This is a genomic window from Bacillus sp. FSL K6-2861 (assembly GCF_038630725.1).
Classification (GTDB): Bacteria; Bacillota; Bacilli; order Bacillales; family Bacillaceae; genus Bacillus; species Bacillus velezensis.
In genome coordinates, this window is the sequence record NZ_CP152037.1 from 3616137 (window position 1) to 3634672 (window position 18536).

Sequence of the window (18536 nt, forward strand, 5' to 3'; positions counted from 1 at the left end):
CTCCTCTTATTCATAATCAGTTCCATCATTTTCATAAAATTCGTTCACTTGTTGCAGTATAACTGGCAGGCTTTCTCCATCACATATAATGTGATGAATATCAACAAATAGATAGGAGGCCGTTGTTGTCTTCATTAATTTCACACGCATCAACGGTGCTTCGGATAAAACAAACGGTTGTATAAATTTATCGTATTCTGTTTGTATATCTATTTCGTCCACTTCGCTGTAGTCTATTAAAACCCTTGCGTCTGGAGAAATCGTTTGAATAGGCTCACCGTCCACAACATGGAAACTAGTTCGCAAGATTTCTTCTTGCTTTAACAGCTTATCCAAAGCCTTCTGTAATCTTTCTTTATCTAGCGGTTCTTCATAAGCATAAACGTCCGATACGTTGTAGTTAATATTAGGTCCGGTCATCTCGTCCAGAAGATAGAGTCGTTTCTGAGCTGAACTTGTAGGGTAGTATTCAGCTGCTGAAGCTTGTTCTATTGCCATAAACATCTCGCTCTCAATCGACTCGATATTTCCCGCTATCTGCTCGGGCGTACCAAAATTAAAAACATCTCTAATTGACAATCTTACTCCTATGGCCTTCTCCAATTCATTGCACAAGAGCACTGCTTTCAGTGACGATCCCCCTAGATCAAAGAAGCTATCAGTTACACTGACTTTTTCAATATCTAGTATGTTCTCAAATGCCTGCACGATCAGAGTTTCATATTCATTTCGTGGTGCAATATATTCCTTTGACTTATACTGCGGCTGGGGTAATGAGGCTTTGTCAAGTTTCCCATTACTTGTAAGTGGAATCGCATCAACCGAAATAATATGTGCAGGCACCATGTAATCTGGTAATACTTTACTTAACTTGATCTTAACGTCCTTTTCTTCTATTTCTGTCTCAGTTATTACATAGGCACACAGGAATTTCTCATTCCTTTTGTCTTCTCGCACTATGACTACAGCTTCATTTATGCCTTCAAGCTCCAATAAACGGCTTTCTACTTCTCGTGGTTCAATACGATATCCTCTGATTTTTGCTTGGTCATCCATCCGTCCAATATATTCAATGTTTCCGTTAGGTAACCAACGTGCCAAATCACCTGTCCGATACATCTTTCCGGATCCAAATGGGTTGTGTACAAACTTCTCGTCTGTCAGGTCTTGTCGATTTAAATATCCTTGAGATACACCCTCACCTGTTATACATACCTCACCCGGAACTCCAATTCCACAAAGTTCATTTCCATTTAATATATAAATCTTTAATGTTGGAAGTGGCATTCCTATATCGCTAATTCCTCTCTCGATGGCTTCAGCATCAATATCGCGATAAGTAGCGTATACCGTGGTTTCTGTTGGCCCGTACATATTAACCAGACGACAATGTCTATTGTTCTCATGCCATTTCTTCAAATGTGCTGGATAAAGTGCCTCCCCTGCAAAAATAACATATCGTAAACTATTTATGGTTTGTCCTGTCGTTGCATCGATCAACGCATAGAATGGTGAAGGTACCTGGCATAAGATGGTTACCGCTTCTTTTTGGAGCAGCTCTCCGAAGGCATATCCATCTTTTACTGTATCCTCAGAAGGTATTACAAGCTTTGCTCCATTCAATAGACTTCCGAATATTTCCCAAACCGAAACATCAAAACAATAAGAATGGAATTGAACCCAAATATCATTTTCATATAAATCAAGCTTAAACTTGTCATTCTTGAGTAATCGCACTACATTTACATGCTGAACCATAACACCTTTTGGCCGGCCCGTCGTACCTGAGGTATAAATAACATACATCAAATCACTTGAGTGATTTACATGAACAAGGTTACTGCATTCCATTTGATAATTTGCCTCATCATGAAGATGCATGACAGGAATGTTAACTTCAGGTTCTTTTGTACTGCATAATACGACCTTTGGTTTACAGTCATTAATGATATAATTAATTCTTTCCTCTGGATAAGATGGATCAACCGGTACGTAAGCTGCTCCAGCCTTTAAAATAGCGTATATACCCACCACCATCTCCAAACACTTCTCTGTTGAGATCACCACAAAGTCATTGGGTTGAATGTTATAGTCCTCACGAAGCTTTCTTGCCAGAGCATTCGCCCGTTCATTTAATTGTGCATAGGTCATCTGTTGTCCATTAAATGTGATGGCTATACTATTAGGTATTCTGGCGGCCTGCTCTTCAAGTAACTGCACAATCGTCATATTTTGAGGGAATTCTGCATCCGTCATATTGAACTCACCCAATATTTTTGCTTCTTCGTACAGATCTACCATGGCAATCTCCTGCAGCTTCTTTTCCGGAGACATTAAAACTCCTTCAATTAATGTTAAGAAGTGTTTTGCCATGTACTCGATCGTTTCTGGTTTGAATAAGTCTGTAGAATATTCAAAATCAATCTTATAGCCTTCTGCATCACTTATCATGGTTAAGGTAAGATCAAATTTAGAAATACTACCTTCAACGGATTCCCTTGTTCCAATATGAATACGATCCGAATAACTCTCTCTCTCATCGTCCTGCAATACAAACATCACATCAAATACTGGGTTTCTTGAGAAATCTCTCTTTACTCCCACTGCTTCAACTAAATCCTCGAACTGATAATCCTTGTTATCGTATGCCTGTAAACATTTCTCTTTTGTACGTAATAATACATCCTCAAATGTATCATCAGCGCACACATTCCCTTTGATTGCCAGAGTGTTTACAAACATGCCCAACATATTTTGGGTATCCGTATGGTTTCGGCCCGATATTGGCGTTCCTACTATAATTTCTTCCTGTCGACTGTATTTTCCTAACATAGAGAAAAAGGTGGATAACAACACCATAAACTCCGTTGCACCATACTTCTTCGCTAACTCTTTTACTTTAATACTCGTTTTTTCTTCTACCTGTGTTCGGAAATTAGCACCTCTAAAGCTTTGTTTATGAGGGCGTGGATAATCCATGATTAAATCCAGGACTGGTATATCACCGGAGAATTCTTTCTTCCAGTACGCTGCCTGTTCTGTGATATCTCTAGCATTTTGCCAAGCAGAAAAGTCTTTATACTGTACTCGTGGTGTTAACAATTCTCTTCCTTCATATAACTCTTGTATTTTGTAAAGCATAACTGGCATGCTTCCTGCATCACATAAAATATGGTGAATATCCAGGAATAAATATGAATCACTTGGAGTATTCAGTATTTTTGCACGCATTAGTGGTGATTTTGACAGGTCAAATGGTTGGACGAAAGTATTATATTCATCTTGGATATACTGTGATCCTGCTGTCTTTACTTCACTGTGCTCCAGCACAATTCTTGCATCTGAAGAAATTTTTTGAATTGGTTCACCATTCACGATATGGAAACTTGTCCTTAAAATTTCCTCATGCTCTACTAATTGATCCAATGCCCTCTGAAGTCGCTCATTGTCTGGTTTAACTTTAAGCTTGATTACTAAAGGAATATTATAAGTTATACCAGGGCCTGTTAGTTGGTCCAAAAGATAAAGTCTCTTTTGAGCTGAACTTATAGAATAGCTTTCTGCTTCTGCTATTTCTGGTATTTCTTCAAACGTATTCTCCTTTGAGTTTTTTATTTGTTCTGCAATATTTTTTGGTGTAACTAAATCAAAAATTTCTCTAAGTGGTAACCTTACCCCTGTGCTCTTCTCTAATTCATTACACAGCCGGATTACATTAAGCGAGTATCCACCCAAATCAAAGAAATTGTCATTTACACTTACTCTTTCCATACCAAGTACATGTTCAAATGCCTCTACTACCAATTTTTCCGTCTGGGTCTTTGGTGCCTCATAACCCCTTATCATCTTAGTTTCTTCAATAAACTGTTCCGGGTTCGGCAATAATTTACGATCTACTTTACCATTTGCAGATAGTGGAATCTCATCTACCTGGATGAACTGTGCCGGGATCATATAATCAGGCAGATGTTTGGCTAACTCTCTTTTTATTTCTGCCAATTCTACGGTCTCATCTGCAACAATATACCCACACAATTGCTTCTCTCCATGTGAATCACTGTAATCAGCGACGACGGACTGGTAAATATGTGGCAAATGATTGATACAGTGTTCTATTTCTCCTAGTTCGACACGATGTCCACGTATCTTAACTTGACTATCTTTTCTTCCCAGGAAGTCTACATATCCTTCCGGACGCATGACACCATAATCACCTGTTTTGTACAGATAACCTAATCTATGGTTGATAAAGGCGGCCTTCGTCTTCTCTTCTTCATTGAGATAACCTGCAGCGACTCCTTTTCCACCAATATGCAGTTCTCCTGGTACGCCTACTGGGCATTCTTCCCCACATTCATCCAGTACGTAAATTTGTTGATTTTTCAGCGGATAGCCGTAAGGGATACTTTTCCACTCTGGCTTCACTTCTGTGATTGGGAAATATATGGACCATATAGAGCCTTCCGTTGCTCCACCTAACCCGATGACTTGTGCTTTTGGCATTCTTGTTTTGATTTTCGCTGGCAAACCAAGAGAAATCCAGTCTCCACTTAGCATCACCATACGTAAGCGCTCTGCTGAAGTGCTATGCACCGTGTCTTGCTTTGTGCTTTCTAGATACATATCCATAATCGCCGGAACCGAATTCCATATCGTGATTTCTTCTTCGATCATGATCTGATGAATACTGGCCATATCTAAAAGATCTGGAATTAATACTAACTGAGCTCCGCTAATGAGTGCTCCAAAAATATCATAGACGGATAAATCAAAGCTCATCGATGATAGGGCAATGATTTTATCTTCGCTATTTACTTGGAATTTCTCATTAATATCTAATAATGTATTCACTACTGCTTCATGGGTGATCACAACCCCCTTAGGATGTCCAGTGCTTCCTGACGTATAGATAGCATAGGCTCTATCCTGCTGGCAGCCTTCTAACAGTTCTAAGGCGCCATCGTTATAGGTGGAAAGGTTCTCTGTTTCATATAAATCCGGATGAATCATGAGCTTGATATCACTATGTTCCACGATATATTTTATTCTTTCCTCAGGATGTTCCGGATTAACAGGAATATAAGCATGGCCGGCTTTTAAAATAGCTACCATATTTACAATGGTCTCAATTCGTCTCTCTGCCCAAACTCCAATATAAGAATTGAGCGCATAGTTTTGTTCTGCTAAATAACGAGCGACCTGATTGGATTTTCTCGCCAACTCGCCATAGGTCAATGTATCCTGTCCTAATTTGACTGCAATAGCATCTGGCGTCTTCTGGCATTGCTGGTCTATTAATCTTTGCAGTAAATCCCCTTCATAGTCTCCTTGTGTACGATTGTAATCAAGCAGAAGTTCAGACTGTGTTACAGGCAGCGGCATAGATGAAAGTTTATTGTCTATAACTTGCTGTAATCGAAGTTGATACGTTTCAAACATGGCACTGATCATGTCTTCATCAAACAAATCTTTTGCATAATCCCAAGTCACAATTAATTGTCCGTCGCTTTCCGCAACTTGGAAGTCCAAAAACACTTCAGGGGTCTGATTTATTCCGTATTTCAATTCTCCCCTACTACCTATATTGGCATTGAAAAAATCTACTTCGTCACGAAGCATACTCGTAAATACAATTGGCATTATAGCTTGACCTTCTTGACCACGGTGTTCAGCCAGATCACGCAGGAAATCAACCCCACTGTAAAATCTGTGGTCTAACGCTTCAAATAACCGATTCTGAATCTCAGTAGTTCTTTCCCAAAATGGTCTATGAGATGATAAATCGATATCTAACAACAATTTCGATACGAAATCCCCCATCAGAGACATTCCATCTTGATGAAAAGGCTGATTACTAAACAGATTTAAGCTAAGTGCCATATTGGATTGATTGCTCCATTTAAATAGAACTTCCGCATATATTGTGCACAATAACGCAGATGGTGCAATTTTGTTATCCAAAGCCTTGTTTCTCACAATCGCCCAGTCTGTCGCAGCAATTCTCGTTTCTAAACGTTTTACTGTTGCGTTGTTTACAGCATTCCCATTTGGAAGAAGTGGTAACTGAGGTGCATGCGGGAAATTGTCTACTTTTTCCTTCCAATAAGCTTGATCTCTTTGCTGCAATGCCCGCATCAAATCTGAAACTTGCTGTGCCAGATGATTGGCACGATGATCAAGCTCTGCTTGGGTCGAATCTTTCTCCTCTTTCTTAACATCCTCTTTCTTAAGTAGCTCTTGCAAACGGTCTTCTGGATGTTTTATAACTTCTGATAGTAATAAAACATAATCATCCAGCATTTGCTTTATCGTTTCCTGTTTAAATAAATCTGTAGAATACTCTAAGTTGACCACATAACCCTCTGATGTGTGTATTACCATTAAATTCAGATCAAACTTAGCTACTTTTCCTTCCATTGGTACCCATGTTCCACTCACAATGCTCTTTGAACCAGACATAATTTCACTCTCTGGCATCATGAACATTACATCAAATAATGGATTTCTTGATAAATCTCTCTTTACATCTACTGCCTCAACCAAGTCTTCATATTGAAAGTCCTGATTATCGTACGCACGAAGACATTTTTCTTTTACTCCAAGCAATACTTGTTCAAAACTCTCCTCTTGTTTCACTTTTCCTTTGATAGCCAAGGAGTTTACAAACATCCCCAGCATTTCTTGTGTATCAACGTGGGTTCTACCTGATACAGGAGTTCCGACTACAATTTCTTCCTGTTGACTGTATTTGCTCAATAGAATCATAAAGGTTGATAACATAGTCATGAATTCCGTAGCACCATGCTTCTTCGCTAATTCTTTTATTTCCATAAAAACTGGTTCTTCAATCTTAGTTTTTACGTTGGCACCATTGAAGCTCTTTTTCTTAGGACGTTGGAAATCTGTATTCAAATTAAGTATTGGAATTTCGCCTAAAAACTCGTTTTTCCAATATGCCGCCTGCTTCGTAATATCCTGAGTCATTTGCCAAGCAGAGAAATCTTTATAATGAAGCCTTGGGATTGGTAAAGTATTTCCTTCATATAACTCGCTTATCCAGTTCATCATAATAGGCAGACTTTCTCCATCAGAAACAATATGATGAATATCCAGCATCAAGTATGAAGCTTGTGGTGTCTGTAATAACTTAACCCGCATCAAAGGTGCTTTGAATAAATCAAATGGGCAAACAAAACGATCATATTCATCTTGAATATCTAGTGTATCTGCTTCTTTGTATTCCAATACTACTCTCGCATCTGGTTGAATCACTTGAACTGGCTCTCCATTAATAAGATGGAAGCTGGTTCTTAATACTTCTTCTCTCTCTAAGAGCTTATCTAATGCTCCCTGTAACTGCTCTTTATCCAGAGTGTTTTCGTATTTTATGACGTTCGAAATGTTATAGGAAATACTAGGACCTACTATCTCATTGAGAAGATAAAGTCGCTTTTGAACAGAACTCATAGGATAGAACTCTGCTTCAGCTATTTTCGGTATTTCCGAAAAACGATCCTGTTGTAAGCTTCCAATTCTTTCTGCAATACGTTTTGGTGTAGATAAAGCAAATATTTCACTAAGCTGCAGTCTTATACCGATTGTCTTTTCTAATTCATTACACAATAATGTAACTTTCAGTGAATGACCACCCAAGTCAAAAAAGCTATCATTGACACTAATTCCTGTTATTCCAAGGACTTTCTCAAATGCTTCAACTATTAACTTCTCTTCTCTATTTATTGGTGCTACATATTCCTTAGGCTTGTATTCTGGTTCTGGTAGTGCCGCTTTGTCCAGCTTTCCATTATGACTTAATGGAATTTGGTCAATTCGAATAATATACACAGGAACCATATAGTCTGGTAACTTCTTGCGTAATTCACTCTTGATTGTATCTTCGTCTAATTCTTCTATTTCTGTATGAACGACTACATAAGCACACAGATATTTTTCTCCTTGCTTGTCTTGTCGTACTACAACGGCTGCTCTACTAACTCCTTCGAGCTCCATCAAAGTACTTTCAATTTCTCCTGGTTCGATTCTGAAACCTCTTATCTTAACTTGATCATCTATACGGCCAAGGTACTCGATATTTCCATCCGGTATCCACCGTGCCAGATCACCTGTTTTATACATCATTCCTGAACCAAAAGAATTTTTAATAAATTTCTGAGCTGTTAATTCTTCACGGTTTAAGTATCCACGCGACACACTTTCTCCTGCAATACATAATTCCCCTGGTACACCTATTCCGGCTATTTTTTCATTTGATAATATATAAATTTGTGTATTACTAATAGGCTTACCAATTAATATTTTATCTACATCTAAGCCTGTTGGACAATGATATCCACTGGAATTAACTGTAGTTTCTGCTGGACCATAAAGATTCAGTAGTTCTGCTCTTACTTGTCCTTTTTCCCTTAATTGATTATAATGTCTCACACTTTCCGCATTCAGTTTCTCACCAATATTAATGATATAACGCAGAGTATTTATTTTTTCTTTGCTCATATCTAATTCTTCTAGAAACATATTGAACATGGAAGGAACGAACTGGATTGCATTGACTTTATAATCCTGAATTACCTTGATGATCTTATCACTTTGACTTTCTTCTCCTTGTTGCAAAATAACAAGTTTACCACCCGCTAACATCCACCAAAATACTTCCCAGGCAAAAACATCAAATGCACAAGTGGTCTTCATTAAAAGAGATTCTCCCTCGTGTAATGGGTATTCTCTTTGTGTCCACATCTGCTGATTGACTATATTCTGATGCTCTACCATAACCCCTTTTGGTTTTCCTGTTGTACCCGATGTATAAACCAGATAAATAAGATCACGAGGAGTATTTACATGTTCTAGATTCCCTGCACCTTCTCCATAATTGCTTTCACTATATAAGTTAACAACCTTTTCAGGAGAAATATTATACTTTCCATGACCAATTAAAACCGCTTTAGGCTGGCTATCTTCCAATATATACTCGATACGTTCTTCTGGATACAATGGGTCAATGGGTACATATGCTGCACCCGACTTTATGATGGCATATAACCCGATCACCATCTCCAAACTTCTTTCTGCTATAATCGCAACAAAATCATCAGGCTGGACATGGTATTCCCGTCGTAACTTTAATGAAAGCTGATTGGCACGAGCATTTAATTCAGCGTAACTCAATTGCTCATTCCCGCATACAACTGCTGTATTATGGGGGGTTCTTGCTACTTGTTCTTCAAATAATTGTACAATTGTCTTGTCTCTTGGATAGTCGCTGTCCGTTGCGTTAAACTGTACTAATTCTTTCATTTCTTCTGCTTCACTGGTCATGCCTAATTCGATTAATTTCGTCTGTGGTGCTGCAATTGCTTGTTCCATAAGCCTTTGCAGATGGGAACCAATAATGTTTATTTGTTCCTTGTTATATAGCTTTGTACTGAAAAGAATTCTAAAATGGATACGATCACTCTTAAATGCTGTCATTCCCAAGTCATACCCAATTTGTTCGCGGTAATATTCGGATTCCACATTTAATTTGCCATCAATATTTATACTTGTTCCTTGATAACCTTCAAAGAAGAATAATGTTCCAATTAGATCTCTTCCTAATAAAGTATGATTCTGTATTTCTGCTAAGGGAAGAAAATCGTGTTCATTTGCAATAATTGCCTGGCTCTGTAATGATTTCAACAAATCGGCAAAGGTGTCTTCGTTTGTTGTCGATATACGTACGGGTATTGTATTGATAAATAAACCAACGATTTCTTCAATATCTTCAATCTCTGCATTTCTACCAGATACAACTTTTCCAAATACAACATCATTTGTTGAGTTGTATTTTTCCAATAAAACGCCCCAACAAGCTTCTACTAGCGTGTTCAATGTTACATCATATTGGGCACATATCGCTTCTGCTTGTTCAGTTACCTCTATGCTTAACTTAAACTCTTGGCTCTGACTCTCTTCTTCTGTTTCATCTGGACGACCTAAAGGTAGAATATCAGCCCTTGTCTCATATCCTTGAAGAAGGTCTTCCCAATATTTAAGGCTCGTCTCTTTATCTTTTTCATTTATATAATGGACAAACTTTTCATAGCTACCCATTTTATTAGAAGCAGCCTGATTAGGTGTTTTTAATTGTTCTTCATCTGTTGCCATATACGCACTAAATAATTCTTTACGCAAAATTGGCAAACACCAACCATCTAAAATAATATGATGGTTTGTCATGATCAACCGATAACCACTGTTGTTTATTTTTATCAGATTCATACGAAGTAGTGTATCTTCTTCTAAATCAAATCCTCGTTTTACATCTTGTTCCTTTAAATCAAGATAATCCGATTCATTATCTACTTCCATATAATTAAATTCCGGCATTCTTTCTTTCAATACAACTTGTCTTGGTACACTTACTCCCCGATAACAGATTTTTGTACGTAAAATATCATGCTGTGTTGCTAAATACTTAAAAGCTTTGTGCATCTTCTCTACATCTACATCTGCCAATCGCAACGTCTGCTGAACAACATATTTTGTAGATGATTCATCCATAAGCTTCTCATAGAGCATTCCCTCTTGCACAGGAGCCAATGGATAGATACGTTGAATTTCCTGGCCGCGGATTTCGACAGCTTCCTGTACATAACAAAATTCGCTATCTTTCCATACGCTCTCACCAAAATCACTTGCCGTTGACTCACTCTTCTGTGCGTGGGAGCAATGTTCTGCGACTGCTATCAGTTCTTCTTCATATGCTTTTCCTATTTGCTCAATTCTCTCAGCCAAATAACGACTGCTGTTGCAGGTTACTGTCATAGATAAACTACCTTTTTGCACATGACCTATGACGTTAATGGATGGTCCAAATTGATTACGAGGATTCGTATCCTGTCCATAACCTAATTGTGAAAACTCGAAATATAGATCGCCAGATTCTTTCTTTGTTCCTAGTTCTCCAAGATAATTAAATGATATATCTGGTGCCACTTCTACATCCATTTCTTCTGGATTACCCATGGCTGCATTCTTTATGATGCCATAATCAATTCCATGTCCTGGTACGCGTCGTAGTGTCTCTTTCGTATTTCGAATATCCTGTGCAATATTAGTGCCTAACTCATCTAAAACTACGGGATATATACTAGTGAACCATCCTATTGTCCTACCTAAATCAAAAGAGCCTACTGTTTCTTCACGACCATGTCCTTCCATCTGTATAGCAAGCGTTCTCTGACCTGTTACTTTGTTTACCGCACGTCCTAGTGCTGCTACAAGCAAGTCATTAATCTCTGTATTATAAGCATGTGCACTTTCTTTTAATAACTTTTCTGTGATAGCGGCATTAAGACATGCCACGGCTGTCTTTGGTTCGAATTTATCATCAATTCCATCTTCTTTTAACTTACCATCAACCAATTTATTTTCTATTTCTGACCAGTAAGCTAACCTTCTCTTTAACTTTTCACTCTGGCTGTAATAAGCTAATCCTTCGCTCCATACTTTAAAGGAAACGGTTTTAGCTGGTAATGTTATCTCTTTTTGATTCAAAGCTTGAGAGTAGCCCTTCTCCAAATCCTCAGTTAAAATCCGCCAGGAAATCACATCCATTATCATATGATGAGCTAGCAACATCATATAATCTTGCTCCGGCGTACTAAATAAAACAGCCTGCAATAATGGTCCTTCCGCCAAATCCATCTTTACTTTCGTTGTCTTAATTTTTTCCTGAATCTCTTCAGGTTCACATGCTATTTTTGTAAAGCCGTACCATTTCTTATCTTCTACTTTCCCTATAACCTGTTTCTTATCTTTGTACGTAGCTCTCAACATATCATGATGCTGCACTAACGCAGATAAAGCTTTTTGTAGTGCCAGATCATTTAGTTTTTCACGAACCTTAAACACTTGGCATACATTAAAATGTTCAGGATCTATCATATTTTGTGCGAAGAAGTAGTTTTGAATTGGTGTCAGTGAAATTTCACCAGTTATTTCTCCTTGCTCCGCAGGCATAATTTCTTTTTTTGTGGATAAATTCATGGCTATTAGCTTTGGTGTTCTCTCCATCAAAAGATTTCGCATGGAGCTATCGTATCCAGCTTCTCTTATCTTGTTTAGAATATGGATAGCCTTAATCGAATCTCCACCCAAATCAAAGAAATTGTCATTTACACTTACTCTTTCCATAACAAGTACATGTTCAAATGCCTCTACTACCAATTTTTCCGTCTGGGTCTTTGGTGCCTCATAACCCCTTATCATCTTAGTTTCTTCAATAAACTGTTCCGGGTTCGGCAATAATTTACGATCTACTTTACCATTTGCAGATAGTGGAATCTCATCTACCTGTATGAATTGTGCCGGGATCATATAATCAGGCAGATGTTTGGCTAACTCTCTTTTTATTTCTGCCAATTCTACGGTCTCATCTGCAACAATATACCCACACAATTGCTTCTCTCCATGTGAATCACTGTAATCAGCGACGACGGACTGCTGAATATGTGGCAAATGATTGATACAGTGTTCTATTTCTCCTAGTTCGACACGATGTCCACGTATCTTAACTTGACTATCTTTTCTTCCCAGGAAGTCTACATATCCTTCCGGACGCATGACACCATAATCACCTGTTTTGTACAGATAACCTAATCTATGGTTGATAAAGGCGGCCTTCGTCTTCTCTTCTTCATTGAGATAACCTGCAGCGACTCCTTTTCCACCAATATGCAGTTCTCCTGGTACGCCTACTGGGCATTCTTCCCCACATTCATCCAGTACGTAAATTTGTTGATTTTTCAGCGGATAGCCGTAAGGGATACTTTTCCACTCTGGCTTCACTTCTGTGATTGGGAAATATATGGACCATATAGAGCCTTCCGTTGCTCCACCTAACCCGATGACTTGTGCTTTTGGCATTCTTGTTTTGATTTTCGCTGGCAAACCAAGAGAAATCCAGTCTCCACTTAGCATCACCATACGTAAGCGCTCTGCTGAAGTGCTATGCACCGTGTCTTGCTTTGTGCTTTCTAGATACATATCCATAATTGCCGGAACCGAATTCCATATCGTGATTTCTTCTTCGATCATGATCTGATGAATACTGGCCATATCTAAAAGATCTGGAATTAATACTAACTGAGCTCCGCTAATGAGTGCTCCAAAAATATCATAGACGGATAAATCAAAGCTCATCGATGATAGGGCAATGATTTTATCTTCGCTATTTACTTGGAATTTCTCATTAATATCTAATAATGTATTCACTACTGCTTCATGGGTGATCACAACACCCTTAGGATGTCCAGTGCTTCCTGACGTATAGATAGCATAGGCTCTATCCTGCTGGCAGCCTTCTAACAGTTCTAAGGCGCCATCGTTATAGGTGGAAAGGTTCTCTGTTTCATATAAATCCGGATGAATCATGAGCTTGATATCACTATGTTCCACGATATATTTTATTCTTTCCTCAGGATGTTCCGGATTAACAGGAATATAAGCATGGCCGGCTTTTAAAATAGCTACCATATTTACAATGGTCTCAATTCGTCTCTCTGCCCAAACTCCAATATAAGAATTGAGCGCATAGTTTTGTTCTGCTAAATAACGAGCGACCTGATTGGATTTTCTCGCCAACTCGCCATAGGTCAATGTATCCTGTCCTAATTTGACTGCAATAGCATCTGGCGTCTTCTGGCATTGCTGGTCTATTAATCTTTGCAGTAAATCCCCTTCATAGTCTCCTTGTGTACGATTGTAATCAAGCAGAAGTTCAGACTGTGTTACAGGCAGCGGCATAGATGAAAGTTTATTGTCTATAACTTGCTGTAATCGAAGTTGATACGTTTCAAACATGGCACTGATCATGTCTTCATCAAACAAATCTTTTGCATAATCCCAAGTCATAATTAATTGTCCGTCTCTTTCCGTGACTTGGAAATCTAAAAATACTTGAGGGGTCTGGCTTATTCCGTATTTAATTTTCCCTAATTTCGTCAACGTATCTGCAAATTCCGATTTATCGAATAACATACTAGTAAATACAATTGGCATAATCGCTTTACTAGTCATTTCTCTCTTACTTGCAATATTTCGTATAACATCAACACCACTATAAAAACGATGGTCTACTGCTTCAAATAATATATCTTGAACCATAGATGCTTTCTCCCAAAAAGCACGATGAACAGATAAATCAATATCTAACAATAAAACTGATGTAAAATCTCCAATCAACTTCATTACGTCTGGATGAAAGGACTGTCGATTAAATAATGTTAAATTAAGTGCCATTCTGGATTGATTGCTCCATTTGCACAAAACTTCCGCATAAATTGTACATAAGAATACAGATGGTGTTACACCGTACTGAGTTGCCAGGCCCTTCACAATATTCCATTGATCAGTTGTCAGACTTTTCTCCATTCTCTGAAATATTGGTTTCTCTATGAATTCTGGCTCACAAACTAATGGTAGCTGAGGTGCATAGGGAAAATCCTCTATTTTGGCTTGCCAATAGTCTTGAGCTTTTTGATAGGCGGAAGATTCACGAAAGCTCTCCAATGCCCTTACATAATCTGAGAATTGGAATGTTAAAGGTTTAATCTCCATATTCGGTTTCTCATAATAATCCATTATCTCTTGTATTAAAATTAATAAACTGCCTCCATCAGCAATTAATAAGTCAATATCCAGGAAGAGATAATTTTTCTTCTCACCAAGAATAAATGCAGTCAACTCAAATAATGGCCAATGATCTTGTTGGAAAACAAAATGTGACCTGCTATTTCTTTTTTCCAATATACGTTTTTGTTGATCCTCTAAAGACAAGTCTTGTAAATCTTCAATACAAATCTCATAAGAAGAATTAGAACGCCGAACTTTTTGCATTCCTGTCTCATCAAAAATAGTACGCAGCATAAGCTGACGCTCTAAAACATGATTCAATGCATCGTTTAAGCGTTTAATATCTAATTCTGTTTCAAACTCATAATAGGCATGGGTGGAGACATTACCCATTTCCATAATATTTTGTCTTCCAACTAAATAGGCTCCTTGTATTTCTGTTACCTGGAACGGCTCATACCACATGTCTTTATTCCCTGTTAATTCGGATGCATTGACATCCTCTGCCTTTAGTTGTTCCTCAACCATCTTAATTATTTGTTCCAGGGTAGACATTTTGAAAAGGCTTACAATAGGGATTTCGACTTGAAATCGTTGATTTATTTCATCCTGGAAACGAATCAACGTTAACGAACTAACTCCCATCCGAGAAATCGTATCGTCTACTTTCAAAGAAGGGATAGAGAATACTTCTTTTGCAATTTCAACGATTTGATTTTCAATCTCCGTTTTGTTCCATGCTGACTTCTTTGCAGATTCCTTGATACTCTGATAAGAATATGGAGCTATTGCGATAACTTCATCAAACTCATGATTCTCAAATCGCTCTATTAAAAGAAAACGTTGCACCTTTCCACTTGTTGTTTTCGGTATCGTTTTTATTGGAATTACATAATCTGCAGCTATTCCAACCCGTTCTAATACCATATCCTGCACTTGATGGGCAAGTGGCAAAAATGCCTTGGCATCTTTTCGATTATGTACAAATACTATAATTTCATCCCTGATCGATGACGGATTGCGAACACCACACACAACGACTTGAGACAACTCTGGGATCGCCAATGTTAACATATTTTCTATATCGCTAGCATAATAATTCTGACCATTTACAAACAGAATATCCTTCTTTCTGCCCATTACAATGAGTTCTCCATTGCGTAAAAGTCCTAAATCTCCTGTACAGAAGAAGCCCTGTTCATTAAAAGGGGAACTATCATGATTCATATATCCCTCAAATACATTTTTCCCCTTGATCACTATATTGCCTATGTAATTTTCCCCTAAGATGTGGTCTTCATCATCTACAATCAATATTTCTAATTCATATAATGGTTCTCCTACTATGGCAAACTCTGCTGCATTTGGCTCCTTCGTTTCTATATACTCCACTTCTTGACCAATACGAGCTTTATGACGGTTAATACATACACTTCTATTATGTCCTTCTTCAGGAATAGTAACAGCCAGACTAGCTTCTGCCATACCATAGACTTGATGGATCGTATTTTCACGCAAGCCAGAAGACGAGAATTTTTCATAAAATCGTCTAATGGTATCCATTGATATTGGTTCTGCACCACACATTATGTTTCGCACACTAGATAAATCAATATTTTCTAAATGTGAATCCTTTACAGTCTTTATCATCCAGTCTAATCCAAAATTCGGACTTACAAGCACCGTTGCTTTTAATTGCGCACATTTTTGAAGATATAGCCAAGATTTCTTTAAAAATGTACCCGAATTTAGAAGGGAATGAGATATACCCGCAAATATCGGAGTTAAATGATAACCGATCAAGCCCATATCATGTGTCAATGGTAACCAACTAGCCATGACATCATTTGTGTCTAGTTTCAAACGATCTACTATCTGTGCCAAATTATAAACTAGATTTTCATGTGTTAATTTTACTCCTTTAGGGTTACCTGTGCTGCCAGACGAATATTGTATATACGCTAAGTCCTGACAATCTACTGTAACGCATTGCCCCTCTTCCATATTACATGCTAAGGTTTCATACTCTAAGTATTTCAAATTATTGGCTTCATAACTTTCTCTAAACGTATTTAAATTTCTTTCATCAGTAATTATCCACGCATTCGGCAACTGCTCACTTACTTTCACTAACTTCTTGAAAGCTTCAGTGTCAGGCGATGCAATTAGCGGTACAGACAGAGGAACGGGGATCATGCCTCCTAAAATACAACCCCAAAACAACCTTATAAAGGATAAATTATTGTTTGTCTGAAAGATAATATAAGAGCCCTTCTGAAATCCCTGCTTTTGTAGTGCCCCTAAGATGGATTTGGCATTAAAATAAAGACTTTCATAAGACTCAAACAATTCAGAGCCATCGGATTGAGTAAAGTAAACTCCCCTTGATTTCTCGTTAGCATAAATTCCAAGTAATTGATCTAGTGTTATATTAACTCCATCCTCTAATACTGATTTTGTATAGGGTTTCATATTGCACCTCTTAAAAAGTTATTGTTTTTATGATGCGATATTATCTTTGTTACAATTGATGCAACGTCTTGATCTTGCCTCTTTAATATTAAAATTTATGTTGAGAATTATTTATGTATATTGGCTTCTATAATTCTATTATATTATATTTAAGGATTATATCAACAAAATTCTTAAAATTTTTCCAGTTCAAAGGGCGTGGTTTAAACCCACCGCCCTTTGCCTTCGGGTTGGATAGTAATAATCAGAATCACTTAAAAAAACACTCAATAATGCCCCCGTTGTCAAGACACGATTTTTTGAGGAAAAAGTTATGTCCTTCTTATCATGTCATGTAGCATTTCAGGATGCGATCTGTTCTCAATATATCATTTTTTTACATTTTCCAATTTAATAGCGTGCAGAAAGGCAAACAGCCTCTGCACGCTTGTGTATAAATCTTAAATTTCAACTTATATCTTATATCATACAGCAGTCATTTTCTTGATCATCCAGACGGTGCCACATCAAATGCTCATCGGTTTCCCTTGATAGTCAACGAAAACAAATTCACTATCGATACGAACTTGTCGATTAATGAGATTATAAATATCTTCTGCTGTTTCTTTTGGATGTGTCGGGGCTATCATTCCTCCTATATCCGTCCTTACCCACCCTGGATGGACGGAAAGGACTTGAATGCCTTCATTCTTTGCTACATGGAGCTTCTCGGACAACATATTTAAGGCAGCTTTCGACAATCCATAAGGATAATCACCACTATATGCATTTGTTAGACTACCACCTTCTGACGAGATGTTGATAATGGATTGATTCTCACCCTTTTTCAGCAAAGGTAGAAAACGTTTAATCACACGGGCTGGTCCTAACGTGTTGACATCAAATGCTAGTTTGATAGCCTCTATATCAAGATCCTCAATAGACGTACCCCTTCCATTAAGAATGGCAGCATTATTGATAATCACATCAAGACTTTCACCTACATTACGAGCTGCTTCACGAACAGATTCCTCGTCTGTGACATCTAAATGAAGAATTTATAACTGGTTGCTATTTTTCTCTTTTAATTTGGTTAATTGAGTCCTTTTTTGTTCATTCGCATCTCTGACTCCAGCAAAAACTCGGTACCCTTTTTCTAATCCAACTTCGACAAATCCAAGCCCTAAGCCCCTATTTGCCCCAGTAATTAATATATCCACCATAATCCTCCCAGATTTTTTTAATAGTTATTTTACGGATGCATGTGATAGCAATAGGTAAGACTTTGATGTAATCGCCATCTTTTCCCCTGCTCCACACCCAACGTGCGATTTTCACCGCATTGGGCGTTCCATCTTATTCTTTTATGCTAAAGTAATTCTACAAATTTAAGGTTCCATATCGCATCTATTTGAGTATCAAAGGTTTTAATTTCATAATATAAATTATAA

3 protein-coding genes are annotated in these 18536 nt (G+C 37.8%); all 3 read right to left on the minus strand.

The annotated features are described in order from the left end of the window. Positions 1–6: 6 nt before the first annotated feature. Positions 7–17106, minus strand: coding sequence for an amino acid adenylation domain-containing protein (locus NYE62_RS17990; protein ID WP_342497103.1), 17100 nt, complete (start codon positions 17104–17106; stop codon positions 7–9). A 506-nt stretch (positions 17107–17612) separates the two neighbouring features. Then, positions 17613–18143, minus strand: coding sequence for an SDR family NAD(P)-dependent oxidoreductase (locus NYE62_RS17995; protein ID WP_342497486.1), 531 nt, complete (start codon positions 18141–18143; stop codon positions 17613–17615). Further along, positions 18144–18305 carry a hypothetical protein gene (locus NYE62_RS18000; RefSeq protein ID WP_154105043.1) on the minus strand — a complete coding sequence of 54 codons (162 nt, stop codon included), beginning with the start codon at positions 18303–18305 and terminating at the stop codon, positions 18144–18146. Positions 18306–18536: the final 231 nt, after the last annotated feature.